This window comes from Streptomyces sp. NPDC002446 (assembly GCF_053595675.1).
This window is the reverse complement of sequence record NZ_JBSFYC010000020.1, coordinates 1-23,081: the sequence shown is the minus strand read 5'-3', so window position 1 is coordinate 23,081 and position 23,081 is coordinate 1. Positions and strand designations below refer to the sequence as shown.

The 23,081-nt window shown below is 71.3% G+C and carries 17 protein-coding genes; 12 read left to right on the top strand and 5 right to left on the bottom strand.

All coding sequences use genetic code 11. From position 1 onward, the window contains the following. Window positions 1-6: 6 nt before the first annotated feature. Together ACWD6P_RS14250 and ACWD6P_RS14245 are read left to right on the top strand one after the other, a co-directional pair. Entirely contained in the window at window positions 7-2,844 is a 2,838-nt protein-coding gene (locus ACWD6P_RS14250; protein ID WP_451444365.1) for an alpha/beta fold hydrolase, read from the top strand. A 61-nt stretch (window positions 2,845-2,905) separates the two neighbouring features. After that, on the top strand, window positions 2,906-3,460 hold the full coding sequence (locus ACWD6P_RS14245; RefSeq protein WP_451444364.1) for a hydrolase: 555 nt from the start codon (window positions 2,906-2,908) through the stop codon (window positions 3,458-3,460). A 40-nt stretch (window positions 3,461-3,500) separates the two neighbouring features. Here ACWD6P_RS14245 and ACWD6P_RS14240 read toward each other — a convergent pair whose 3' ends face one another. Then, entirely contained in the window at window positions 3,501-5,210 is a 1,710-nt protein-coding gene (locus ACWD6P_RS14240; protein WP_451444363.1) for an ABC-F family ATP-binding cassette domain-containing protein, read from the bottom strand. Beyond that, window positions 5,203-6,840 (bottom strand): ribosomal protection-like ABC-F family protein, encoded by a 1,638-nt coding sequence (gene abc-f, locus ACWD6P_RS14235; RefSeq protein WP_451444362.1) that lies wholly within the window; start codon window positions 6,838-6,840, stop codon window positions 5,203-5,205. Before abc-f ends, ACWD6P_RS14240 begins: the two co-directional genes overlap by 8 nt. Window positions 6,841-7,354: 514 nt before the next feature. On the opposite strand from abc-f, the gene pqqA reads away from it, so the two are divergent. The 9 genes from pqqA (at window position 7,355) to ACWD6P_RS14190 (ending at window position 18,329) form a co-directional block, all read left to right on the top strand. Next, window positions 7,355-7,459, top strand: a complete 105-nt coding sequence (gene pqqA / locus ACWD6P_RS14230) for a pyrroloquinoline quinone precursor peptide PqqA (protein WP_451444361.1) — start codon at window positions 7,355-7,357, stop codon at window positions 7,457-7,459. Window positions 7,460-7,498: 39 nt separating this feature from the next. Continuing rightward, the gene (pqqC, locus tag ACWD6P_RS14225) at window positions 7,499-8,215 is read left to right on the top strand and encodes a pyrroloquinoline-quinone synthase PqqC (RefSeq protein ID WP_451444360.1); all 717 of its coding nucleotides are present in this window, start codon (window positions 7,499-7,501) and stop codon (window positions 8,213-8,215) included. Continuing rightward, the gene (pqqD, locus tag ACWD6P_RS14220; protein WP_451444359.1) at window positions 8,212-8,484 is read left to right on the top strand and encodes a pyrroloquinoline quinone biosynthesis peptide chaperone PqqD; all 273 of its coding nucleotides are present in this window, start codon (window positions 8,212-8,214) and stop codon (window positions 8,482-8,484) included. Before pqqC ends, pqqD begins: the two co-directional genes overlap by 4 nt. Next, window positions 8,477-9,571 carry a pyrroloquinoline quinone biosynthesis protein PqqE gene (gene pqqE, locus ACWD6P_RS14215; protein WP_451444358.1) on the top strand — a complete coding sequence of 365 codons (1,095 nt, stop codon included), beginning with the start codon at window positions 8,477-8,479 and terminating at the stop codon, window positions 9,569-9,571. Before pqqD ends, pqqE begins: the two co-directional genes overlap by 8 nt. Further along, entirely contained in the window at window positions 9,568-10,464 is an 897-nt protein-coding gene (gene pqqB / locus ACWD6P_RS14210) for a pyrroloquinoline quinone biosynthesis protein PqqB (protein WP_451444357.1), read from the top strand. Before pqqE ends, pqqB begins: the two co-directional genes overlap by 4 nt. Before the next feature lie 234 nt (window positions 10,465-10,698). Continuing rightward, entirely contained in the window at window positions 10,699-11,685 is a 987-nt protein-coding gene (locus ACWD6P_RS14205) for a helix-turn-helix domain-containing protein (protein WP_451444356.1), read from the top strand. Between the two features lie 268 nt (window positions 11,686-11,953). Beyond that, window positions 11,954-13,234, top strand: coding sequence for an SGNH/GDSL hydrolase family protein (locus tag ACWD6P_RS14200; protein WP_451444355.1), 1,281 nt, complete (start codon window positions 11,954-11,956; stop codon window positions 13,232-13,234). Between the two features lie 291 nt (window positions 13,235-13,525). Continuing rightward, window positions 13,526-14,431 (top strand): EamA family transporter, encoded by a 906-nt coding sequence (locus ACWD6P_RS14195; RefSeq protein ID WP_451444354.1) that lies wholly within the window; start codon window positions 13,526-13,528, stop codon window positions 14,429-14,431. A gap of 28 nt (window positions 14,432-14,459) precedes the next feature. Next, complete coding sequence (locus ACWD6P_RS14190) at window positions 14,460-18,329, top strand: amino acid adenylation domain-containing protein (protein WP_451444353.1); 3,870 nt, start codon at window positions 14,460-14,462, stop codon at window positions 18,327-18,329. Window positions 18,330-18,399: 70 nt separating this feature from the next. On the opposite strand, the gene ACWD6P_RS14185 is transcribed toward ACWD6P_RS14190, so the two are convergent. The 3 genes from ACWD6P_RS14185 to ACWD6P_RS14175 form a co-directional block, all read right to left on the bottom strand. Then, entirely contained in the window at window positions 18,400-19,191 is a 792-nt protein-coding gene (locus tag ACWD6P_RS14185) for a 4'-phosphopantetheinyl transferase family protein (protein WP_451444352.1), read from the bottom strand. 70 nt (window positions 19,192-19,261) lie between these two features. Continuing rightward, complete coding sequence (locus tag ACWD6P_RS14180; protein ID WP_451444351.1) at window positions 19,262-21,022, bottom strand: acyl-CoA dehydrogenase; 1,761 nt, start codon at window positions 21,020-21,022, stop codon at window positions 19,262-19,264. Window positions 21,023-21,415: 393 nt separating this feature from the next. Next, a complete protein-coding gene (locus ACWD6P_RS14175; RefSeq protein WP_451444350.1) occupies window positions 21,416-22,117 on the bottom strand; it encodes a ScbR family autoregulator-binding transcription factor in 702 nt (233 codons plus the stop codon). A gap of 493 nt (window positions 22,118-22,610) precedes the next feature. Here ACWD6P_RS14175 and ACWD6P_RS14170 point away from each other — a divergent pair, with 493 nt between their 5' ends. Beyond that, a complete protein-coding gene (locus ACWD6P_RS14170; RefSeq protein ID WP_451444349.1) occupies window positions 22,611-22,811 on the top strand; it encodes an acyl-CoA carboxylase subunit epsilon in 201 nt (66 codons plus the stop codon). Window positions 22,812-23,081 lie beyond the last annotated feature (270 nt).

The following is a 23,081-nucleotide window of genomic DNA, read 5'->3' as shown; positions in this document are numbered from 1 at the left end:
CGCGCCATGGAATCGAGAGTGGGCATGTACGAGCTGCTTGAGGACAACACCCCGGTCGTGGTCGGCATGGCCTGTCGGTTCGCCGGCAGCGACGGCCTGGAGCAGTACTGGGAACGCCTGCGGCTCGGCCGCAGCGCCCTGGGCACCACCGAGCGCTGGGCGGGGGAGGAGGACGCCGCCTCCTTCGGCGGCGGCTTCCTGGACGGACACCAGGACTTCGACGCGCGGTTCTTCCGCGTCTCGCCGAACGAGGCGCAGTGCATGGACCCGCAGCAGCGGATCCTGCTGCAGACCGTGCAGCACGCCGTCGACGACAGCTATCTGACGGCCGCGGACCTGCGCGACCTGGACTGCGGGGTGTTCGTCGCCGGCCTGCCCGGCGACTACCGCTCCCTGGTGGCGCAGCGCAGCGACATCGTCTACGGCACCCACAGCTTCCTGGGCAACGCGCCCTCGACGCTGTCGGGCCGCATCTCCTACTTCTACGACATCAACGGCCCGTCGATCACGCTGGACAGCGCGTGTTCCTCGTCGCTGGCGGCGCTGCACGAGGCGGCGCTCAACATCCGGGCCGGACAGTGCCGTGGCGCGGTCGTCGGCGCCGTGTCGGTCTTCAGCACCCCGGAGGTGCTGCGCTTCGCGCAGCGTTCCCGGATGAGCTCCCCCGAGGGCGCGTCGCTGCCCTTCACCGACGCCGCCGACGGATTCGTACCGGCCGAGGGCTCCGCCTCGCTCGTCGTCATGCGCTACGACGAGGCCCGGGCCCGGGGACTGCGGATCTACGGAGCGGTCCAGGCGACCGGCACCAACCACAACGGCACCACCAACGGCCTGATGGCGCCGAGTTCCCGGGCACAGGGCCGGCTGATCGCCGAGCTCTACGAGCGCGAGAAGATCGACGCCTCGCAGATCGCCTATCTGGAGACGCACGGCACCGGGACGCCGCTGGGCGACCCCATCGAGCTGGAGGGCCTGAAGTCCGCCTTCCGCCGGGCCGGCAGCGACGGCTGCCACCTCGGTGCCGTGAAACCGCTCATCGGGCACACCCTGGTGGCCTCGGGGCTGGCGAGCGTCATCAAGGCGCTGCTCGCCTTCCACCACGAGACGATCCCGCCGGTGGCCGCCACCGACGAGGACGTCTCCTACCTCGACGTCGCGCCGTTCAGCGTCAACCGGGAACCGCTGCCGTGGCCGCAGGACAAGCCGCTGTGCGCCATCAGCGCCTTCGGTTTCACCGGCTCCAACGGGCACGTGGTCCTGCGCAAGCTGCCGGACACGCCGGCGGACGAGGCCGCGGTGGACCGGCGCCCGGGGCGGGCGCTGCCCTTCTGCCTGTCGGCCGAGTCACCGGACAGCCTCGCGGCGCTGGCCCACCGCTTGCGGGAGCTGGTCGCCGAGCTGCCGCAGGACCGGCTCTGGGACCTCTCCCAGCTTCTGCTGCGGCGCCCGCGCCACACCCATGAGCAGGTGCTCATTGCCCGTACCCGGGACGAACTTCGCACCGGCCTCGACGCGTTGACGCGGGACGGGGAGGACGGCCCGGCACCCCGGACCGTGGACACCGACCGTCTCGGCGACGACCTGCGCGACCTGGTCGTCCTCTGGCGGGAGCAGGACACCCCCGCCCTCAACCGGCGGCTCGACGCACCGGCCGACCTGGCCCGGATCGCGCTGCCCTCCTACCCCTTCGAGAAACGGCGGCACTGGGTGATCGAGGAAGCTCCCGCCGGGACCCCGGCCCCTCCGCAGGCACAGGCGCAGGCGGCCCCGGAACCGGAACCGGAACCTGAGCCGGAGCCCGTGGACGAGGCCCTCGTCGGGCAACTGTGCGCTCAGCTGTCGGACCTGCTGGGCTTCGACGGGGAGAAGGACCAGGTCCTGCCCGGCACCAAGATCGTCTCGCTCGGCCTGGACTCACTCTCGGCCGTTCAGCTGCTGAGCCCCTACCAGAAGGCCGGAAGCTCCATCAAGGCGCACGACCTCTTCCGCCACGAGACGGTCGCCGACCTCGCCGCCGCCATCGGCGGCAGGCCGGCCGGGCCGAAGAAGCAGGCACCGGCCACCGGCGAGCGCGGCGGCGCGGCGGCGCACACCCCGCGCCGCGCGCGCCACACGCCACCGCAGACACAGTGGTCGCAGTACGGCGACACGGGGCGGCCCACCCTGCTGCTCCCCCCGCTCAACTGCGACCGGCGGGCGTGGACCCAGCAGATCCCGGCGCTGCTCCGGGCGGGCCGCAAGATCTACGTCCCCAAGTACCCGGGGCACCAGGACGTCCCCTTCGACGAGGGGCGCTTCTCCTTCGAGGCGCTCGCGGACGAGGTGGCCGACTTCCTGCGGGACACCGTCGGCGGCCGGGCCGACCTGGTCGGCTGGTCCCTGGGCGGCTGCGTCTCCACGCTGACCGCGCTGCGGCACCCGGAGCACGTCGGCTCGCTGACCCTCGTCAGCTGCGCGCCCCGCTACGGCGAGGACGCCTTCGAGCGCACCCTCGACCTGCGCGAGGAGCTGCGTGTGCACGGGGGCCTGCTGGAAGCGGTGTTCGGCGCCGGCGGCAACCTGGCCGAGAAGTTCAGCGGGAACGCCTCCATGGACATCCTGCGCTGCTACTACACGGACCTGACGCGCTTCGACGTCGTCGACCGGCTCCCGGACATCACCGCGGACTGCCTCGTGATCCGCGGAGTCCACGACTGTGTCCTCGACGCGGAGGCGGTCGCCCAGTACTCCAAGATCCCCGGGGTGCAGGTGCGCGAGTTCGAGGACCACGGGCACTACGTGCCGCTCACCGCGGCGCGGGCCTTCAACAAGACGCTGACGGAGTTCTGGGCGGAACGGGACTGACCCGGAACGCCGCAGACATCCGGATGCTCAACTCCTCACGGAAACAGATTGGTTGCGGGACATGCTGGTAAGCAAGGACAAGGCGGCGGTCGTCCTCTTCGACATGCAGTTGGAGCTCATCCCACTGCTGCTTGAGGGCACCCAGCTGCTGCACAACACCTGCTGGGTGGCCGAGGTGGCGCGGGAGTTCGACGTTCCGCTGCTGCTGACCGAGCACAAGAAGCTGGGCGGGCCCTCCCTGTCGCTCGACGAGGCGGCCAAGGGCGCGCCCCGGCTGGAGAAGGAGCACTTCGACTTCCTGCGCGAGCAGCCCATCGCGGACCACGTGGCGGCCTCCGGCCGTGACCAGTACGTGCTGGCCGGCGCGGAGACCCACGTGGTCATCCTCCAGTCGGCGCTGAGCCTGCTGGAGCAGGGCAAGACGGTGTTCGTGCTCGCCGACACCGTCTCCGCCCGCAACCAGGCCGACCACGAGCTGGGCCTGGCCCGCCTGCGCCAGCTCGGGGTGCACCTGATCACGCGGGAGATGCTCTTCTTCGAGCTGATCCGCAACTCCGAGGACACCCGTTACCTCGAACTGGCCAAGAAGTACCTGGACGGGCGCTACATCCGCTGAGCCGCGGTGCGGCCTCCGGCGGACGCGGGGTCCCAGGCGCTCAGGCCATCGGGACCAGGCGTCCGCCGGACAGCTCCAGAAGCCGGTCGCGGTGGCGCTCGCGCAGGGCACGGTCGTGGGTGACCATCACGACCGGCCCCGTGAAGCGCTCCACCGCCGCCAGGAGCTGTTCGACCAGGACCAGGCTGAGGTGGTTGGTGGGCTCGTCGAGCAGCAGCAGATGCGGCCGCCGGGCGAAGAGCAGCGCGAGTTCCAGGCGCCGCCACTGACCCACCGACAGCCGGTTCGCCGGAGTGCCGAAGTCCTCGGGACCGAACAGGCCGAACCTGGTCAGCTCGGCCGCGGCGTCCTCGGCATGGACCGCGCGGCGCGCGGCGAACGCGTCGAGGAGACCACGCCGCTCCGCACCGAAGTCGCTGTCCTGCGGCAGATACCCGATGCGCAGCCCCGGCGCGCGCTCCACCGCCCCGGCGTCCGGGTCCCGCTCGCCCACCAGCACCGACAGCAACGTCGACTTGCCCGCGCCGTTCGGAGCGCTGACCACATACCGGCTGCCGGCGGCCAGCACCAGGTCCGCACCGCGCAGCACCTCCCCGACGGCCAGACCGGTGGCCCGCAACAGCACACCGTCGGCCGGCCGGGGAACCTCCTCGGCCGGGTCCGCGGACTGCGGGGGAGCGAAGTCCAGGGGCTCCGGCGGACGCGGCACCGCATCGTCCAGCAGCCGCCGCAGCTGCAGCTGCGCGGCGCGGCCCGTACGGGCGACGGCCCGCTCGGCGCCGCTGCCGGCCGCGTCGTAGGACAGCTTGTCGTTGTCGGCCCGGCCGCTGAAGACGCGCCCGCCCGCGCGGGCCCGCTGCAGCCGCCGCCGCGCCTCGGCCAGCTCCTTGCTCCACTCGCGGTACCGCTGCCACCAGCGCTCCCGGGCCGCGGCGCGCTCGGCGAGGTAGTCCCGGTAGCCGCCGCCGTAGCGCACGGTGGCACCGCGGGGGCCGTCCAGATCGACGATGGCGGTGACGGCCGTGTCCAGCAGCACCCGGTCGTGCGAGGCGATCAGACACGGACCCTCGTACGACGCGAGCCACTGGACGAGCCAGTCCACCGCCCGGTCGTCGAGGTGGTTGGTGGGCTCGTCGAGCAGCAGCCCGGCCGGTTCGTCGAGTACCAGCGACGCCAGGGCGAGGCGGGCCCGCTCACCCCCCGAGAGGGCCCCGACGCGGCGGCCTCGGTCCAGGCGGGCCAGGCCGAACACGTCCAGCACCTCACCGATGCGGGCGCCCAGTTCCCAGCCGCCGCGGCGGTCGAACTCCTCCTGGAGACGGCCGTACTCCTCCAGCACCGCGTCGAGACCGCCCTCGTCACACGACATCCGCTCCTCCGCGGCGCGCATCCGCGCGGACAGTTCCCCGATCTGAGCGGTCGCCCGCGCGAGGACGTCCTCGATGGTGGCGTCGGCCGGGAAGTCCGGCTGCTGCGGCAGGAACCCCACCCGGCCCGTCACCGCGCGCACCACCTGGCCGCGCTGCGGGGCGAGTTCACCGGCGAAGGCGCGCAGCAGGGTGGACTTCCCCCGGCCGTTCTCACCGATCAGGCCCACCCGCTCGCCCCGGGCGACCGTGAGCGACACATCGCGCAGCACCACGCGGTCCCCCAGCACGCAGTGCAGGTTCTCGGCGAGCAGATGCGCCGAGCGGTGGTCGGCGGACAGGATGTCCTGCCCGCCGGCCGGCTGCGGGGCCGCGTCACTCATCACCGGGCGCCCCCGTCTCCTGCAGACGGCCGTCGGACATCCGCAGCCAGCGGTTCACCCCGATCTCCTTGACGAACCGCTCGTCATGGCTGACCACGACGAACGCGCCCTCGTACGAGTTGAGGGCCCCCTCCAGCTGCTCGACGCTGTCGAGGTCGAGGTTGTTGGTCGGCTCGTCCAGCAGCAGCAGCTGCGGCGCCGGCTCGGCGCCCAGCACACAGGCCAGGGTGGCGCGCAGCCGCTCGCCCCCCGACAGGGCCCCGACCGGGAGGTGCGCCGCGGCCCCGCGGAAGAGGAAGCGGGCCAGCAGGTTCATCCGCTCCGCCTCGGGCTTGTGCGGCGCGTAGTCGGCCATGCACTGCGCGACGGTGCGGTCCAGCGGCAGCGTGTCCAGCCGCTGCGAGAGATAGGCGACGCGCCCGTCCGCCCGCTTGAACTCCCCGCGCTCCGCGGCGAGTTCCCCGCTGATCACCCGCAGCAGCGTGGACTTGCCGACGCCGTTGCGGCCGGTCAGCGCGATCCGCTCCGGCCCCCGGATGGTGAGGTCGACCCCCTCGCCCGCGAAGAGCTCCCGGTCGCCGTACCGGACGCCGATGCCCTCGCCGAGGAAGACGGTGCGGCCCGCCGGAACATTGGTGTCGGGCAGCTCCAGCGAGATCCTGCGGTCGTCCCGCAGCATCCGGCTCGCCTCATCCAGCCTGGCCTTGGCGTCGGCCAGGCGCTGGCCGTGCGTGTCGTTCGCCTTGGCCGCCGACTCCTGGGCGCGCCGCTTGAGCGTGCCCGCGGCCATCTTGGAGATGCTGCCCTTCGCGGCGGCCCGGGCACCGACACCGGCCCGGCGCGCGGCCCGCTCACGGGCCTGCTGCATCTCCCGCTTCTCCCGCTTGACCTGCTGCTCGGCGGTGCGGATGTTCTTCTCGGCGGTCTCCTGCTCGGCGCGCACCGCCTCTTCGTAGTCGGTGTAGTTGCCGCCGTACAACCGCATGTCACCCGATTCGAGCTCGGCTATGCCGTCCATGCGGTCGAGCAGCGCCCGGTCGTGGCTGACCACCAGCAGAGCGCCGTTCCAGCCCTCCAGCACCTGGTAGAGCCTGCGGCGGGCGTCCAGGTCGAGGTTGTTGGTCGGTTCGTCCAGCAGCAGCACATCGGGCTGCTTGATCAGCTGGGTCGCCAGGCCGAGGGAGACGACCTGGCCGCCGCTGAGGGAGTGCAGCCGCCGGGTCAGCGGGATGTCGCCGAGCCCCAGGCGGTCGAGGTGGACGCGGCTGCGTTCCTCGATGTCCCAGTCGTCGCCGACCGTGGCGAAGTGCTCCTCGCTCACGTCCCCGGACGCGATGGCGTCCAGCGCCTCGATGACCGGGGCGATGCCGAGCACCTCGGCCACGGTCAGGTCGCCGGTCAGGGGCAGGCTCTGGGGAAGGTAGCCGAGCAGGCCCTGGACGGTCACCGATCCGCGGTTCGGCCGCAGCGCGCCCACGATCAGCTTGAGCAGGGTGGACTTGCCCGCACCGTTCGGCGCGACCAGACCGGTGCGGCCGTCCCCCAGGGACCAGGACAGGTCCTGGAACACCGGAGTGCCGTCGGGCCAGGAGAAGGAGAGATTCGAGCAGACGATGCTGGCGTCGGACATGTACGCAGGCCTCGCAAACAATGCGGGCGCACCAAAGGCGCCCAAGGGATGGGTGGTCACAGCACGTGGGGGCACGGCCACGGCACTGCGCACTCTCCGTGCACAGCGGTGGCAGTCGACATCCGGGGATCACCCGGTGATGTCGTCGTCACCCGCAATAACCACGGCTACCTCTCCGTTGTGTACACCATCCGCGCTTCACCGTACCAGAAGGGGCTGTTGACGCCGGGTCCGCCGAACGCACACCAATTGGCCCCGGAGCCACGGACGCTCACGCCTTCCCGCACCTTCCACCGGACGCGGCATTGTCCACTTGCTTCCCCCGTAACGGACCCGTATGCCTGCGGTTTTCCCGAAACCCGTCCACTCCCGGCCCTCTCCGTCGAAAATCTAGTGCCATTCAAGTGCAGCTGGTCTCGAACACCAGGGCCGGATATTGCGGTTCCGTCACGGGCCTCGTTACGCTCGCCATCGCTCTTTCGGAAAAAACCGTTCTACGAAAAGGAGTAATGGCATGCGAATCTCCGACAAGGAACTCCGCGCCAAGAAGGCATGGCACCGTCCCGATTTCGTCTCCATCGACACCGGCATGGAAGTCACCGCCTACTTCAGCCGCTGACACACCGCTGCAGGAAAGGACGCAGGCATATTGATGTCCGTGACGCATGAGGCCGATGCCCCCTGGAGCGAGGCCGAGTTCAGGCAGGCGCTCCACGCGCTGGAGTCGTCGTACTGGGACCGGCACCCGTTCCACCAGCGGATGCACGACGGGCTGCTGGACGAGGGGGAGCTGCGCCTGTGGGCGGCCAACCGCTGGTACTACCAGCGGTGCCTGCCGCAGAAGGACGCCGCGATCATGGCCAACTGCCCCCTGCCCGACGTGCGGCGGCAGTGGCTGTCCAGGATCGTCTACCACGACGGGACGGACGCCTCCTCGGGCGGTGCGGAGAAATGGCTGCGTCTGGCCGAAGCGGTCGGGCTCCGGAAGGACGAGGTGCTCGACGAGAGCCTCGTCCTTCCGGGCACGCGCTTCGCCGTGGACGCCTACGTGGACTTCGCCCGGCGCCGCCCCTGGCTGGAGGCGGCCGCGTCAGGGCTGACCGAGCTCTTCTCCCCGGGCCTGCTCGCCCACCGGCTGGGCCGGCTCAGGGAGCACTACCCGTGGATCGCGGAGGAGGGCTTCGAGTACTTCACCGCGCGCATCGAGGTGGTGGGACCCGAGGGCCGTTCCCTGCTCGACCTGGTCGCACGGCACGCCGTCACCCGCGCACAGCAGGAGGCCTGCGTCAAGGCGCTGGCGTTCAAGTGCAGCGTGCTGAACGCCGTCCTGGACTCGCTCGACTACCACACGGGAAACGGAGCCCCGCGTTCATGACCAGCCTGCCCGAGGCCACCGTGCCGCGCCTGCGGACCGGAGTCCGGCTGACCAGCGATCCGGCACGCGGCGAACTGGCCCTGCTGCCCGAACGCGTCGTGGTCCTCAACGACACCGCCGCGGCGGCCCTCGCCCACTGCGACGGCACCTCCAGCGTCGGCCGCATCGCCGAGCGCCTCGCCGAGGAGTACGAGGGCGTCAGCACCGAGGACATCTCCGAGCTGTTCGCGCGGCTCGCGGAGCGCAGGGTGGTGGACCTCGATGGCTGACCCGACCCCTGGTGCTCCGCTGGGGATGCTGATCGAGCTGACCCACCGCTGCCCGCTGCACTGCCCCTACTGCTCCAACCCCCTCGAACTCGTCCGCCGCTCCGAGGAACTGACCCGCGAGCAGTGGACGGACATCCTCACCCAGGCCCGTGAGCTGGGCATCGTGCAGATGCACTTCTCCGGCGGCGAGCCGCTGGCCCGCCCCGACCTGCCCGACCTGGTCGGCCACGCCCGGCAGCTCGGCGCCTACGTCAACCTGGTCACCAGCGGCGTCGGCCTGACCGCCGAGCGCGCACGGGACCTGGCGGAGCGGGGCGTCGACCACGTCCAGCTCTCCCTCCAGGACGCCGACGCGCGCCTGGGCGACCAGGTCGCCGGCGCCCGGGTGCACGCCGCCAAGCTCAAGGCCGCCAAGGCGGTCACCGCCACCGGACTCCCGCTCACCGTCAACGTCGTCCTCCACCGCAGGAACATCGACCGGGTCGAGCAGATCGCGGACCTCGCCGTCGAGATGGGCGCCGACCGCATCGAGCTGGCCAACACCCAGTACTACGGCTGGGGGCTGCGCAACCGCGCCGCGCTGATGCCCACCGCGGACCAGCTCGCCGCCGCCGACCAGGCCGTAGCGCGCGTCCGCGCCAAGCACGCGGGCGGCCCCGACCTGGTCTACGTGGCGGCCGACTACTACGGCGACCGGCCCAAACCCTGCATGGACGGCTGGGGCAACACCCAGCTGACCGTCACCCCCACCGGCGACGTGCTGCCGTGCCCCGCGGCGTCCGCCATCACCACCCTCCCGGTGGAGAACGTGCTGCGCCGCCCGCTGGCGGAGATCTGGTACGAGTCCAGGGCGTTCAACGCCTACCGCGGCACCGACTGGATGCGCGGACCGTGCCGCACCTGCCCGGAGCGCCACACCGACCACGGCGGCTGCCGCTGCCAGGCGTTCCAGCTCACGGGCGACGCAGCGGCCACGGACCCGGCCTGCGGCCTCTCCCCGCACCGGAAGCTGGTCGACGCGGCACTGGCGGAGGTCACCGACGGCCCGGCACCGGAGTTCGTCATGCGGGGGCCGGTGGCGCCATGAAGGTGATCCTGCTCGGCACCGCCGCCGGCGGCGGCTTCCCGCAGTGGAACTGCGCCTGCCCGCTGTGCGCCCGCTGCCACCGCGGCGAACTGCCCGCGCGCACCCAGGAGTGCGCCGCCGTCAGCGGCAACGGACGCGACTGGTGGCTGCTCAACGCCTCCCCCGACATCCGCACCCAACTCCTCGCCGCGCCCGCCCTGGCGCCCGGCCCCGGCCCGCGCGACACCCCCGTGCGCGGTGTGCTGCTCACCGACGCCGAGGTCGACCACGCCCTGGGTCTGACCATCATGCGCGGCGGCACGGGCCTGACCGTGCACGCCGCGCCCCCGGTGCGCGGCGCCCTCACCGCCGACCTGCCACTGCGCGGCCTGCTGGACCGCTACGCGCCGTGGGACTGGCACGACAGCACCGTCCCCGGCGGCTTCGAACTGGCCGGCGGGCTCACCGTCACCGCCCACCCGGTCAGCGCCAAGGCCCCCAAATACGTCGGCAGCCCGGCCCCGGACGCCCCTTGGGTGAGCGCCTACCGCATCGAAGACCCGGCGACCGGCGGAGCACTGGTCTACGCGCCCTGCCTGGCCGCCTGGCCGGACGGGTTCGACGACCTGCTGGCCTCGGCCTCCTGCGCCCTGCTGGACGGAACCTTCTTCAGCGCCGACGAACTGGGCACGGCCGTGCGCTCCGAAGACGCCGGGCAGCCCCTGATGGGCCATCTGCCCGTGGCCGGCCCCGGCGGCAGCCTCGCCGCCCTCGCCCGCCATCGGGGCCTGCGCCGGATTTACACCCACCTCAACAACACCAACCCCCTTCTCGACCCCTCCTCTTCCGCCAGCGCGCTGGCGCGGCAGACCGGCGCGGAGGTTTTGCCGGACGGGAGTGAAATCATTCTGTGAGCGCTAGCCGTTCTCAAGCGCGGCTCTAACCGTTCTGGCTTCCAGCTCCATGCCATTCGTCACCGGTGCAGGCTGAATCTGTGTACCGTGCAGAAGCCAGCAGAACTCACGGCCGGCCGGCCCGGTTCAGCGGTGCGTCAAGAAGCCGAATTCTGGGGGAGCTGAGTCCGTCACATGCCCAATTCCAGTGCACTTCTTCTCGGATCAGCGCGAGAGGATACTGACGCCCCGACAATGACCGCGGCCGCGGCCGGAACCGTCGACCAGGACATCGAATCCGTACCGATCTCGTCGCTTGTGCCCGGCTACTCTCCCCGCCTGCGAGGAGAAGACGCCGAGCACGTCGCCCGGCTGGCGGAGCTCGACGATTCGCTGCCGCCGATCCTCGTGGAGCGGTCCACGATGCGGGTCATCGACGGCATGCACCGCATCATGGCCGCCTGCGCGAAGGGCCGCACCACCATCGAGGTGCGATTCTTCGACGGCGCGGCCGAGGAGGCGTTCCTGCTCGCGGTCCAGTCCAACAGGGCGCACGGCCTCCCCCTCTCCCGGGAAGACCGCCGGGCCGCGGCCGAGCGCATCCTCGCCCAGTGGCCGCACCTGTCGGACCGGGCAGTGGCACGCACCACGGGAACCAGCGCCAAGACCGTGGCGGCACTGCGCGCCACCTCGACCGGCGTGACGCCCTACCCGCAGGCCCGTAAGGGCAAGGACGGCAAGGTCCGGCCGCTGGACGGCGCGGAGGGCCGCCGCAAGGCCGCCGAACTGCTGACGGAGCACCCCGGCGCCTCCCTGCGCGAGGTGGCCCGGCACGTCGGCATCTCACCGGCGACGGTCAGCGACGTCCGCAAACGACTCGCCGCCGGCCGCTCCCCCGTACCGGAACGGGACGTGCCGGAGAGACGGCCGACCACCGGCACCAAGAACTGCGCACCGACGCGGGACAGCGCGGCCAGGGAAACGGGGGGCGTGGTCCGCCCGATCCGCTCGATCGACGTCTCGCCGATGGACAAGCTGCTGCGCGACCCGTCACTGCGGCACAAGGAGAGCGGCCGCCAGCTGCTGCGCCTGCTGCAACGCAGCGCCGTGGAGCGACGGGAACTGCTGACGATGGCTGAGGCGGTGCCCTCTCACTGTACGGACCTGGTGGCCGACCTGGCGAGCAAGTACGCGGACATGTGGGCGGAGTTCGCGCGAGGGGTCGGGGGAGCCGACCACTGAGAAGACGTTCAACTGCCGCCCGGCGGTCAGTTGAACACCTGACGCGGCGGGGCGGCAAGGACAACGGCTCCGCCGCGGATCCGGCCCTCGGCACACGGCCTCAAGGACAGCCGGAGCGGCACACGAGACACGGTCGGAGCTGACCGGAGCGGCCATCGGGCCTGGTCAGAGGCGTCAGCAGCGCTCCGTACAGCTGTTGACGTGCCCCGGCCGTCTCCATACGTTCGCTCGCAACCACCCCACCCACCCAGGAAAGGCACGATCCCCCATGCGCAGACGCATCCGAGCTCTGCTGAGTCTGCCCCTCACGGCTCTCGTCGCCGTGCTCGCCCCGACGCCCGCCGCACACGCCGCGACCGAGCCGTTCATCGGCACCTGGGCCGCCTCGCCCACCGCTGTGCCCGCCTCCGACTCCACGGAGTACAAGGACCAGACCCTGCGGCAGAAGGTGCACCTGTCCGTCGCCGGGGGCAGCCTGCGCGTGCGGCTCACCAACGAGTTCGGCTCGTCGCCGCTGGTGATCGGCGGGGCGCATGCCGCACGTCCGTCGGCGGGCGGTCCGGCGACGGCCATCGATCCCGGCACCGACCGGGTACTGCGCTTCGACGGCAGCGCATCGACGACGCTCGCGCCGGGCACGCAGCGCTGGAGCGACCCGATCGAGCTGCCCACGACCGCGGGCGGCGACCTCGTCATCAGCCTGTATCTGCCGCAGCGCACCCCCGGCAGCACCGTGCACTCGGCGGCGTACCAGCGCAACTTCGTCGCGAACGGCGACGTCACGGGCAAGCCCGACCTCACACCGACCGCCACCACCACGTCGTGGCACTTCCTGTCGGGCGTGGCCGTCGACAGCGCCGGCGGCAAGGCGGATTCGGCACTGGTGACGCTCGGCGACTCCATCACCGACGGCGAACACACCCAGGCCGACGCCAACCACCGCTGGCCCGACCTGCTCGCCGAACGCCTGCGCGGGGACGAGAAGCTGGCCGGCACCGGCGTCGTGAACGCCGGCATAGGCGGAAACCGCCTGCTGCGGGACCCGAACCCGGTCCCGGGTTCACCCGCCGAGTCCTTCGCCGCGTACTTCGGCGAGAGCGGTCTGAAGAGGTTCGACCGGGACGTGCTGCGTCAGCCGGGGGCACGTGCCGTCACCGTGCTCCTCGGCATCAACGACCTGGGTGTGCCGGGCATCGCCGCGCCCGCCTCCGAGGAGGTCACCGCACCCCAACTCATCGACGGCTACAAGCAGTTGATCCAGCGCGCCCACCAGCGCGGCCTGAAGATCTTCGGCGCGACGATCCTGCCCTTCGAAGGCAACACCCTCGGCTACTACACCGCGCAGCGGGAGTCGACCCGGCAGGCCGTCAACGAATGGATCCGCACGAGCGGCGCATTCGACGGAGTCGTCGACTTCGACGCCGTGGTCCGCGACCCCGCCCACCCCGGCCGGCTGCTCCCCGCCTACAACGGCGGCGACGGCCTGCACCCCAACGACGCGGGTATGGCCGCGATGGCCAAGGCGTTCCCGCTGCAGCTCCTGCGCTGAACACCACGCGCGCAGCCGCACAGGTGCGGGCGGTGCGGACAGGAAGGCCGCCGGCAGGCGCTCGCCGGGGCCGGTGAAGACCAGGACTCTGCGGAACTCGCCCTAATTAGGTAAGCCTTGCCTTATGGTCTCACTGGTCGGTTACTGCCGCGCACCCGAACGTGCGGCCGGTCCGGCCTTGTTGCTGCGTCATCCTGCCCGAATCGGAGAAATCACCGTGCTCAGATCCATACCCGTCATGGGCGCTGCCGCCCTGTCCGCCTCATGGCCCCCGGCCGCGCGGGGGGCGAAGTGAGGGGCAACCGGCTGGCGTGGGACACGGCCCTGACCTCCCTGGCCCCGGCGGTCTGGGGCAGCACCTACCTGGTGACGACGGAGCTCCTGCCGCCCGACAGACCGCTCTTGGCCTCCACCGTGCGGGCCCTGCCGGCCGGGCTGGTGCTGCTCGCGGTCGGCAGGGTGCTGCCGCGCGGGGTGTGGTGGTGGCGCGCCCTGGTGCTGGGTGTGCTGAACATCGGCGCGTTCTTCTACCTGCTGTTCGTGGCCGCGTACCACCTGCCCGGCGGCGTTGCGGCCCTGGTGGTCTCGGTGCAGCCGATGCTGGTGCTGCTGCTGGCGGCAGCGTTGCTGAAGGACCGCATCCAGCCGGTGCAAGTGGCAGCGTGCGTGCTCGGCGTGGTGGGGGTGGCGCTGCTGGTGCTGCAGCCGCAGGCGGGTCTGGACACCGTGGGTGTGCTGGCCGGCCTGGCGGGCGCGGTCTGCATGGCGACCGGCATCGTGCTCACCAAACGCTGGGGCCGGCCGGCGGGTGTGAACGTACTGACCTTCACCGGCTGGCAGTTGACCGTCGGGGGCCTCGTTCTGGTGCCGGCCACCCTGGCCGCCGAAGGACTCCCCGGCCACATCACCGGCTCGAACCTCGCCGGGTTCGGGTACCTGAGCGTGATCGGGGCCCTGCTCGCCTACGCGATGTGGTTCAGGGGCATCGAGCGGCTGCCCGCACTGGCGGTATCGATCCTCGGGTTCGCCAGCCCGTTGGCCGCAACGGTCCTCGGATACGCCTTCCTCGGCCAGGAACTGTCGCCGCTGCAGCTGGCCGGTGCCGCGGCCGTGGTCGCCGCCGTCGTCCTGGCGCAGCCCAGGCAGCGGCCGAGAGCCCAGGTATCGACTGAGGAGCCCGTAGCCCATGCCTCGTGACGATGTATCAGTGAGCGGGGAGGAACCCGTGAAGACCGCACCGTTCGGCGCACGAATACGCGGCACGCACCTGGGCAACTGCCTCCCCGGCCTGCTGAGGGAGCAGGCGGAGACCCGGCCCGGGGCCATCGCGGCCGCCTGCGGCGACCAGAGCCTCACCTACCGGGAGCTGGTGCAGGCCGGCGACCGGCTGGCCGTCCGCCTGCAGCAGATGGGCATCGGTGCTGACGACACCGTGGGTCTGTACGTCGAACCGTCCCTGGACCTGATGGCCGGCGCGTGGGGCATCCTGTTCGCCGGGGCCGCCTATCTGCCGCTGTCCCCGGAGTACCCCGAGGACCGGCTGCGCTACATGATCGAGGACAGCCGCACCCGCGTCATCGTCACCCAGGACCACCTGGCCGCGCGCCTGGCCGAGCTCGCCCCGCGAGGCACCCGGGTGGTCACCCTGGCCGAGGCCGAGGCTCGCCATGAGGAGCACAGCACCGAGGCGGCTCCCGCGGTGCCCCGGCCGGACGACCTGGCGTATGTCATCTACACCTCGGGCAGCACGGGCCGACCGAAGGGCGTGCTGATCGAGCACCGCAGCATCATGTCCCAGATGCGGTGGATGCACGCCTGCGGACACCTGGGCAAGGGCACCACGGTGCTGCAGAAGACGCCGATGAGCTTCGACGCGGCGCAGTGGGAGATCCTGGCCCCTGCCGTGGGCGGCCGGGTCGTGGTGGGTGCGCCCGGTATCCACCGGGACCCCCAGGCCCTGATCCAGACCATCACCGAGCACGAGGTGACCACGCTCCAGTGCGTGCCGACCCTGCTTCAAGCACTCCTGGACAACGAGGAGTTCTCCCTGTGCACCTCGCTCAGGAGGGTCTTCTCCGGCGGTGAGGCACTGTCCCGGCAGCTCGCACGGGCCTTCGCCGACGAGCTTCCGTGGGCCTCCCTGGTCAATCTCTACGGCCCGACCGAGTGCACCATCAACGCGACCGCGTATCTGGTCGACCCGGACGAGATCGGCGAAGGCGCCGGCACCATCCCGATCGGCGTGCCCGTCGACAACACCCAGTGCTTCATCCTCGACGAGAACCTCGCACCGGTGGACATCGGCGAGACCGGCGAGCTGTACATCGGCGGCGTCCAGCTGGCGCGCGGCTACCTCCAGCGGCCCGACCAGACGCGGGAGCGTTTCGTCCCCTCGCCCTTCGTCCCGACGGAGCGGCTGTACCGGACCGGGGACCTGGCCTACTGGAACCCCGACGGCACCATCCAGTTCTCCGGCCGGACCGACAACCAGATCAAGCTGCGCGGCTACCGCGTCGAGCTGGACGAGATCGCCCTGGCCATCGAGGAGCACACCTGGGTCAAGCGCGCGGCGGTCCTCGTCACCGACGACGCGCGGACCGGCTTCCAGAACCTGGTGGCGTGCGTCGAGCTGAACCCGAAGGAAGCGGCGCTGATGGACCAGGGGAACCACGGCGGTCACCACCAGTCCAAGGCGACCAAGCTCCAGGTGAAGGCGCAGCTGTCCAACCCGGGCGTCAGGGACCCCGAGGAGCTGCACGGACGACCGGTGGCGCAACTGCCCGGAAAGCAGGAGTCCCAGCGTCAGCGGCTCGAGACCTTCGCCCGCAAGACCTACCGCTTCTACGAGGGCGGGCAGGCCACCCGCGAAGAAGTCCTGGAACTTCTCGCCCCGCGGACCGTCAGCGGCTTCTCCCGCGGCCTCGACGAGGTGACGTTCGCCGAACTCGGCGAGATCCTCAGGTGGTTCGGCCAGTACCGCAGTGAAGAGCGGCTGCTGCCGAAGTACGCCTACGCTTCCCCCGGCGCGCTGTACGCGACGCAGATGTACCTGGAGGCCGGCGGGGCCGGCGGCGTGGCCGGCCTGGCGCCGGGCGTGTACTACTACCATCCCGTCGACCACACCCTGATCCGGATCGGCGATGCGGCCGACCCCTCGGGTACGCCCCTCGCCGTGCACTTCGTCGGCAAGAAGCGGGCGATCGAGCCGGTGTACAAGAACAACATCCAGGAAGTGCTGGAGTTCGAGACCGGGCACATGGTGGGCCTGTTCGAGGAGGTGCTGCCCGAGTTCGGGCTGAACATCCGCCCGCTGGCCCACCGCTCGTCCGTCAAGGACGGCCTGGACGTCGCCGACGAGGACTACTACCTGGGCACCTTCGAGATCCACCGCAACGACGGAACGCCCCCGCAGGACCCGACCGAGATCTATGTGCAGGCCCACCCCGGAGGCGTGGCCGGCCTGCCCGCCGGTCAGTATTGTCATGCGCGTGGCGACCTGGTGCGGATCTCCGACGAGCTGGTCCTGCGCAAGCATGTGATCGCCATCAACCAGAAGGTGTACGACCGGGCCGGCTTCGGCATCACCGCCGTCAGCCGGGCGGACCAGGAGTGGCTGGAGTACGTCAGCCTGGGGGCAAAGCTGCACCACCTGCAGCGCAACGGCCTCGGGCTGGGCTTCATGTCATCGGGCTACAGCTCCAGGACCGGCCATCCGCTGCCGGCGGCGCGGCGCATGGACGACATCCTGGCCGCCTGCGGAACCGGCTCGGGCGCCTCGTACTTCTTCCTCGGCGGCAAGGTCAGCGAGGAGCAGATCCGCAGCGAGGGCATGCACGAGGACGCGGTCCACATGAAGGGCCCGGCGGAGATGATCAAGGATGAGCTGGCTCATCTCCTGCCCGACTACATGATCCCGAACCGGGTCCTGGTGCTCGACGAGCTGCCCCTGACCGCGAACGGGAAGATCGACGGCAAGGCCCTGGCCGCCTCCGACGCGGTCCGCTCGGCCGATACGGCGGCCCCCTACGTCGCCCCCGCGACACGGACCGAGTGCTGGCTCGCCGGGGAGTGGGGCAAGGCGCTGAAGTACGAGAACGTGTCGGTGGAGGACGAGTTCTTCGCCGCCGGGGGGAACTCGCTGACCGCCGTCGCACTCATCAACAAGATCAACAAGGAGTTCGGTACGCAGCTGCCGCTCCAGGCCGTCTTCGAGCACCCGAAGCTGGCCGACCTGGCGGCCCGCATCGGGAGCGACGGCAGCGAACCGTCCTCACGGCTGGTACTGCTGAACAACGAGGGTACGGACAGCCCGGTCTTCTGCTGGCCCGGACTCGGGGGCTATCCGATGAACCTCCGCCTCCTGGGGCGCCAGGCAGGCATCGGCCGGCCCTTCTACGGCATACAGGCCCACGGCATCAACGCCGGAGAGACACCCCACCCGACGATCCGGGAGATGGCCGCCGCCGACGTGGCCGAGATCCGGCGCGTGCAGCCCAAGGGCCCGTACACGCTGTGGGGGTACTCCTTCGGCGCACGCGTCGCCTTCGAGGCGGCCTGGCAACTGGAGCAGGCCGGCGAGCAGGTGGAGAACCTGCTGCTGCTCTGCCCGGGGAACCCGAAGGTCCGCCAGGCCGACGGCGACCGCCACGGGCGTACGGCCTCGTACCGCAACCCGGCGTATGTGACGATCCTGTTCTCCGTCTTCGCGGGCTCCGTCAGCGGGCCCGAGCTGGACCGGTGCCTTGAGGCGACGCGGGACGAGGACAGCTTCGTGGCCGTCGTCCACAGTGTCTTCCCCGCCCTCGACGGGCCTCTCATCCGGAGGATCACCCGAATCGTGGGGGAGACATACGAGTTCGAGTACAGCTTCCGCGAACTGGCCGAACGGCGCCTGAACGCTCCCGTGGCCGTCTTCAAGGCCGCGGGGGACGACTACTCGTTCATCGAGGGCCGCTCCGGCTACTCCGCCGCGCCCCCCGCGGTGGTCGACCTGGACGGCGACCACTACAGCGTGCTGAAGGAGCGGGGCGTCGCCGAACTGGTGTCGGCGATCCGAGCCCACCTCGGCATGCACACCACCCCCTCGCTCCGGTAGGTCCCCGTAGCCCCGGGGCCGGTCCGACCCTGACCCGTCGGACCGGCCCCGGTCGTCGTCGCGGCCCGGCTCAGATCTGCTCCAGCGCTTCGGTGACCACGCTCACGAATCCCTGGTCGAGCATGCTGGCCACGGCGCCGTCGCGCGCGGCGTCGAGCCCGTTGTCGTGGCAGGCGACGCTCAGCAGGTAGCCGCCCGGGACGCGGAAGGTGGCGAACTCCCACTCGTCACGTGCCACGGCGACGCCGTCCGGACCGAGCAGCCCGCCGCCGTCCACGTCGAAGCCGAATTCCGTGAACTCCAGCTGCAGCCCCTGGCCCAGGGCTTTGGTGTAGGCCTCCTTGAGCGTCCACAGCCGCAGCAGCTGGGCGCTTTGTTCCCGCGGCGGAAGCAGCGCGAGCGCTGCCCGTTCGCCGGGGGCACACACATGATCGCGCAGCAGATCGAAGGACATCGGGCGGGAGGCGGGCTCGGCGTCGACGCCGATCCTGCCGTTGCGGCTGATGCCGACGGCGATCAGCGCGTCGGTGTGGGTCAGACTCACATCGATCTGGCCGAGGCCGCGCAGATACGGCCGTCCGCCGATCCCGTACGACAGATCGAGGTCGACCGGGTCGGTGCGCAGCGCCGCCGCGGCCGTGTACTTGACGGCCATGCGGGAGGCCACGAAACGGTAGCGGACCGTCGGGTCGCCGGTGCGCCGGTAGCGCTGCCAGTCCCGGCCGAGCAGCGGGCGCAGGGCGGGGGTGGCGAGCATGGCGGGCAGCCACTCCTCCCACGTGGTGTGCACCACGGCGTTTCCCTGGTGCTCCATGCTGTGGCGCACCGCGTCCCACGGCCCGTCGGGCCCGGCGATGTGCACGGGCGGCGCGATCGACCGGCCGGCCGCCGCCGGTACCGTCCACGGCCCCCGCCCAGCGCGGGGGACCGGGCTACTGGGTGAGCTTTGCGGCATAGAGGTCACAGCTGTATCCGTTGTGGAAGCGGCGAATCAGTTCCTCCAGCACCCGCCCGAGGTGGTCTCCGGTCGGGACGGGCGCCGCGATGCCGAGCCGTTCGGCGAGCCTGGACAGGGCCAGCACCGCCCACGCGGGGTCGGCGAGGAAGGGGTCCGTGCCGTCCTGGGCCTCCCAGGTGCCGAGGACGGACGCGGCGGCCAGGAGCAGCGCGTACCGGTCGGCGAGCTGACAGGCCACGGGATCGGGGGGCGAAGCGGCAGCCGAGGACGGCAGCGTCCGGCAGCGCCGGCGCAGTTCGCGCAGTTCGCCGACGCACGCCTCGGCCAGCGTGCTGAGGTCGGCCAGCTGCTGGTCCGTGCCGCGACGGGCGGACAGTCGTGCCGCTGCTCCCACGAGTGTGCGGGCGAGGCCGTCGCGGCCGCCGGCGATGCCCAGGGACCGGTAGTCGAAGTGCGACAAGGCGGCGTGCCGGGCGAAGAGCCGGGGATCGGGTTCGTCGCCGGTGAACCATGAATCCTCGGCCAGCCTGCGCAGATGCGGAACGATCATCGCCTGGCAGGCGGCGGCCCCCGCGTGGCCGAGTCCGGCCACGGGCAGATCGCGCATCAGCTTGTCGAGGACGCCGTACTGCGGGCTGCCGAAGTCGTACCCGTGCGCCCCGAGGACGGTGGCCAGTTCCTCCAGATCCTCACGGAGCAGGTCGGGCACGACGTACTTGACGGCCGCGGCCAGGAGATGGGCACGATCGGGCAGCAGGCTCAGCGACCGCAGCGCGACGGTCGCCATGCTGTCGCAGGCCAGCAGGTCGGCGAAGACACCGGCGAGCGGCCTGTGCCAGCGGCGGGCCACCGGGCCGGTGCGGCTGGTGGCGGCGCGCACAGCGGAGTGCAGGACGGTGTCCGCGGCCGCGATCACGGCCCCCGGAATGAGCGCGCGGTTGACCTGGAAGGTCCGCAGCGCCAAGGCCACACCGTCGCCGAGCCGTCCCACCAGAGCGTCCCCCGGAACCGGGGACGCGGTGAACTCCAGGCCGGAGAAGAGACCGCCGCGCATGCCCGTGGTGGTGACGCGGGGCAGGCGGCTCCAGGTACCGGAGGGCACCTCGGCGGGATCGACGAGCAGCACCGAATGGCTGCGCGGGCCACGGTCCTGCGCGGTGCGGGCGTAGACGACATAGGCGTCGGCCCGCGCCGCGTTCAGGATGACGTCCTTGCGCCCGCTCATGGAGAAGCCGCCGCCCGGCACCGGGCGGGCGGTGAACTCGCCCCGCAGAATGGCGTTGGCGTGGGCGAGTTCGTGGTGCACGATCGAGGCCCGGCCGCCGCTGAGCAGCAGCTCGGCCGTGGCCGCGCGCTGGCGTTCGTCGCCTGCGGACCAGACCGCGGCGGTGGCGAACAGCGAGGTGATGCCGGAACTGAAGCCCAGGGCGACATCGCGGCGGAAGACCGGCCGCAGCACCCGGGCCAGCAGATCGGCCCGGGTGAGCCGGCCGCCCAGCTCGGCGGGGACGAACTCGGCCCCCAGCCCGAAGTCGCGCAGCAGGAGTTCCGTCTCCGAGGGCGGCTGCCGGCGTTCGTCGGCGGCGAAGACGGACTTGAGCCCATGGGGGTTGGCGGGGTCGTACGGGTCACCCAGGAGCTCGTCGAGACGGGTCGCCCGGAGTAGGGCGGCGGCCTCGTCCCGGCCGCACTCGTCGGCGTTCTGCCGGGCAGGGCGCGTGGCGGCGGCGGTCACAGCTGTGATGGTCGGCTCCCTCCGTACGGGGTGGAGCTGACTGTTCCGCCGGCCGCTTGAGAACGGGTCGGGCGACGCTCGCGTCGCGGTCCGGCATCCCCTGTGGCCGGACCGCGGCCGCGCCGCCCAAGGACACCGCAGCGGATCCCCGGTGCGGCCCGCTGCCGCCGGTGACCAGCCCGTTCGCCCCCGGCCGGGCTGCGTGATCCAGCCGCTGAGCGGCACTGGACCGTCAGCTCACCCTCAGGCGACAGCCGATCGAGAACCACTCGACAGGAGGCGAAACGCTGCCCGCCCCGTCCTCAGCCCGGGACAGCACAGAGCTGCCGCAGTCCGGCCTCACGGTCGGACGGCGGCAGCTCTCTTTCGCTTTCAGGGCCTGCGGTACGAGCCTCAGCCGGACGGAGTCCGCCGTGGCCGGGGAACCGGCTTCACGGGAGCCGGGTCCGGGCCGATGACGCCCCCATCGACGTTGATCATTGATTCGGTTCCGGCGGGGTTGAGCTGATCGAGCAGCGCCGGCGCGGCCAGACCGGGCAGCAGCATCCGCCAGAGGCCGGTGAGAGAGGGCCGCGACAACCAGTCCGGGTTCTGCAGGCCGAGCGTTTCGACCCCGATGGTCGCCGCCACAACCGTGGCCGTCATGTCTTCATGGGAGACGCCGGAGAGCACCGCGCCCTCGTTCGCCGCATCCGCGATGATCTCCTGCACACACGTGGACCACATTCCGTTGAGGTTCACGTCGGTGGCATGGGAGGCGTCGCAGTTCAGGCGCAGGCCCGCCCGGACCACGACGTCCCAGCGGATCTGCTGCGCGAACGCATGGGTGACATCGATCAGGACCTGAAGGGCCGACGTCCCTCTGCGCGGAATGTTGCGGGCCAGGCCGCGCAGCGTACTTGCCGCTTCGGCTTCGACGGCCGCCGCCATCGCGGACTTGGTGTCGAAATGAAAGTGCAGCGCCCCAGGGCTCACGCCGGCGCCGGAGCTGATACCCGAGAGCTTCGCCTGGGCGTAGCCGTGGTGGTCGAAGGTCTGAGCCGCAGAGCGAATCAGAGCATGACGAGTGGCTCTGGCCCTGTCTTGCATCGTCATCGGTGACCCCCGCCGCGGATCGCCATCCAGGACGGTCCGAGCCGAGCAGCGGCGAGCACGCCGGATGCGGGGAGAGGTGGAGTGTAGCGCGGCATCATGACGGCATCAAACCAACTCGCTGGTTTCTTTTCTAGGCTGGTGACCGATTGGCGCATATTTCGGCTTGAAAATTCCGTCAGGAGTCGAGCGCGAGCGTGTGACGTGGACGGCTGAAGGAGAGCCGAAGTGAGGCCATATGGCTGCCTTTTCGGGGTTGTGCGGGCTGGGCGGCAAGGAGCTGCCCGTCCTGCGTGGCGGCCGGGGAGGCAATAAACCGGCACTTCGGTTTGGGACAACCGCTGCGCACGTCCGACGCGACGGCCGGTGTGCCGGAGACCGGTGCCTGCCCGTTCCACGGGCAGTCCAGGCGTGCTTGAGCGGCGCGGACGAGCATCGCCTGCACAGCGTGGCGCCCGCCCGGACGTGGCCGCAGGGGAGATGAGGACTCTTGACCATGCACGATGACGACGCGTTGATCCGTGTGGAGCGCGGGTGCCCCGACCGCGAGGAACTGGCCGCCGTATCGGCCGTGTTGCTCTCTCGCGTGCGCGCCGGCGCCGACTCGGCCACCGTGGTGGGCGAAGAGCGCTCCGCTGCGCGGTGGTCCCGTCCCGACCGCCGGACCGCTTTCCGGTCTCCGCACAGCTGGCAGTGACGCTCTCGCGGGATCCCGAGCGCAGGCGAAGGGCGTCCGCCACCCCTCGTGGCACTTTCACCACTTTGCCGAAATGACCTAGGACTTGAACGTGACGGAGCTCGCAGACGTACCGAACCCAGCCGCCGCCCCCGCTCCGGCCGTGGAGCATCGGGAGGGCATGCGCGACCGGCTGGCCGAGCTGCACGCCATCCGTGAGCAGGTCCGGCGAGGGCCCAGTGAGCGGGCGACCGAGGCGCAGCGTGCGAAGGGCAAGCTGACGGCGCGCGA

What these genes read in the sequence shown, in the direction of transcription:
- ACWD6P_RS14205 (WP_451444356.1), top strand. Translation starts at nt 10,699, where the DNA reads ATGACCGCGGCCGCGGCCGGAACCGTCGACCAGGACATCGAATCCGTA.
- ACWD6P_RS14175 (WP_451444350.1), bottom strand. Translation starts at nt 22,117, where the DNA reads ATGACGATGCAAGACAGGGCCAGAGCCACTCGTCATGCTCTGATTCGC.
- pqqA (WP_451444361.1), top strand. Translation starts at nt 7,355, where the DNA reads ATGCGAATCTCCGACAAGGAACTCCGCGCCAAGAAGGCATGGCACCGT.
- ACWD6P_RS14240 (WP_451444363.1), bottom strand. Translation starts at nt 5,210, where the DNA reads ATGAGTGACGCGGCCCCGCAGCCGGCCGGCGGGCAGGACATCCTGTCC.
- pqqD (WP_451444359.1), top strand. Translation starts at nt 8,212, where the DNA reads ATGACCAGCCTGCCCGAGGCCACCGTGCCGCGCCTGCGGACCGGAGTC.
- pqqB (WP_451444357.1), top strand. Translation starts at nt 9,568, where the DNA reads ATGAAGGTGATCCTGCTCGGCACCGCCGCCGGCGGCGGCTTCCCGCAG.
- ACWD6P_RS14170 (WP_451444349.1), top strand. Translation starts at nt 22,611, where the DNA reads ATGCACGATGACGACGCGTTGATCCGTGTGGAGCGCGGGTGCCCCGAC.
- ACWD6P_RS14200 (WP_451444355.1), top strand. Translation starts at nt 11,954, where the DNA reads ATGCGCAGACGCATCCGAGCTCTGCTGAGTCTGCCCCTCACGGCTCTC.
- pqqE (WP_451444358.1), top strand. Translation starts at nt 8,477, where the DNA reads ATGGCTGACCCGACCCCTGGTGCTCCGCTGGGGATGCTGATCGAGCTG.
- ACWD6P_RS14245 (WP_451444364.1), top strand. Translation starts at nt 2,906, where the DNA reads ATGCTGGTAAGCAAGGACAAGGCGGCGGTCGTCCTCTTCGACATGCAG.
- abc-f (WP_451444362.1), bottom strand. Translation starts at nt 6,840, where the DNA reads ATGTCCGACGCCAGCATCGTCTGCTCGAATCTCTCCTTCTCCTGGCCC.
- ACWD6P_RS14250 (WP_451444365.1), top strand. Translation starts at nt 7, where the DNA reads ATGGAATCGAGAGTGGGCATGTACGAGCTGCTTGAGGACAACACCCCG.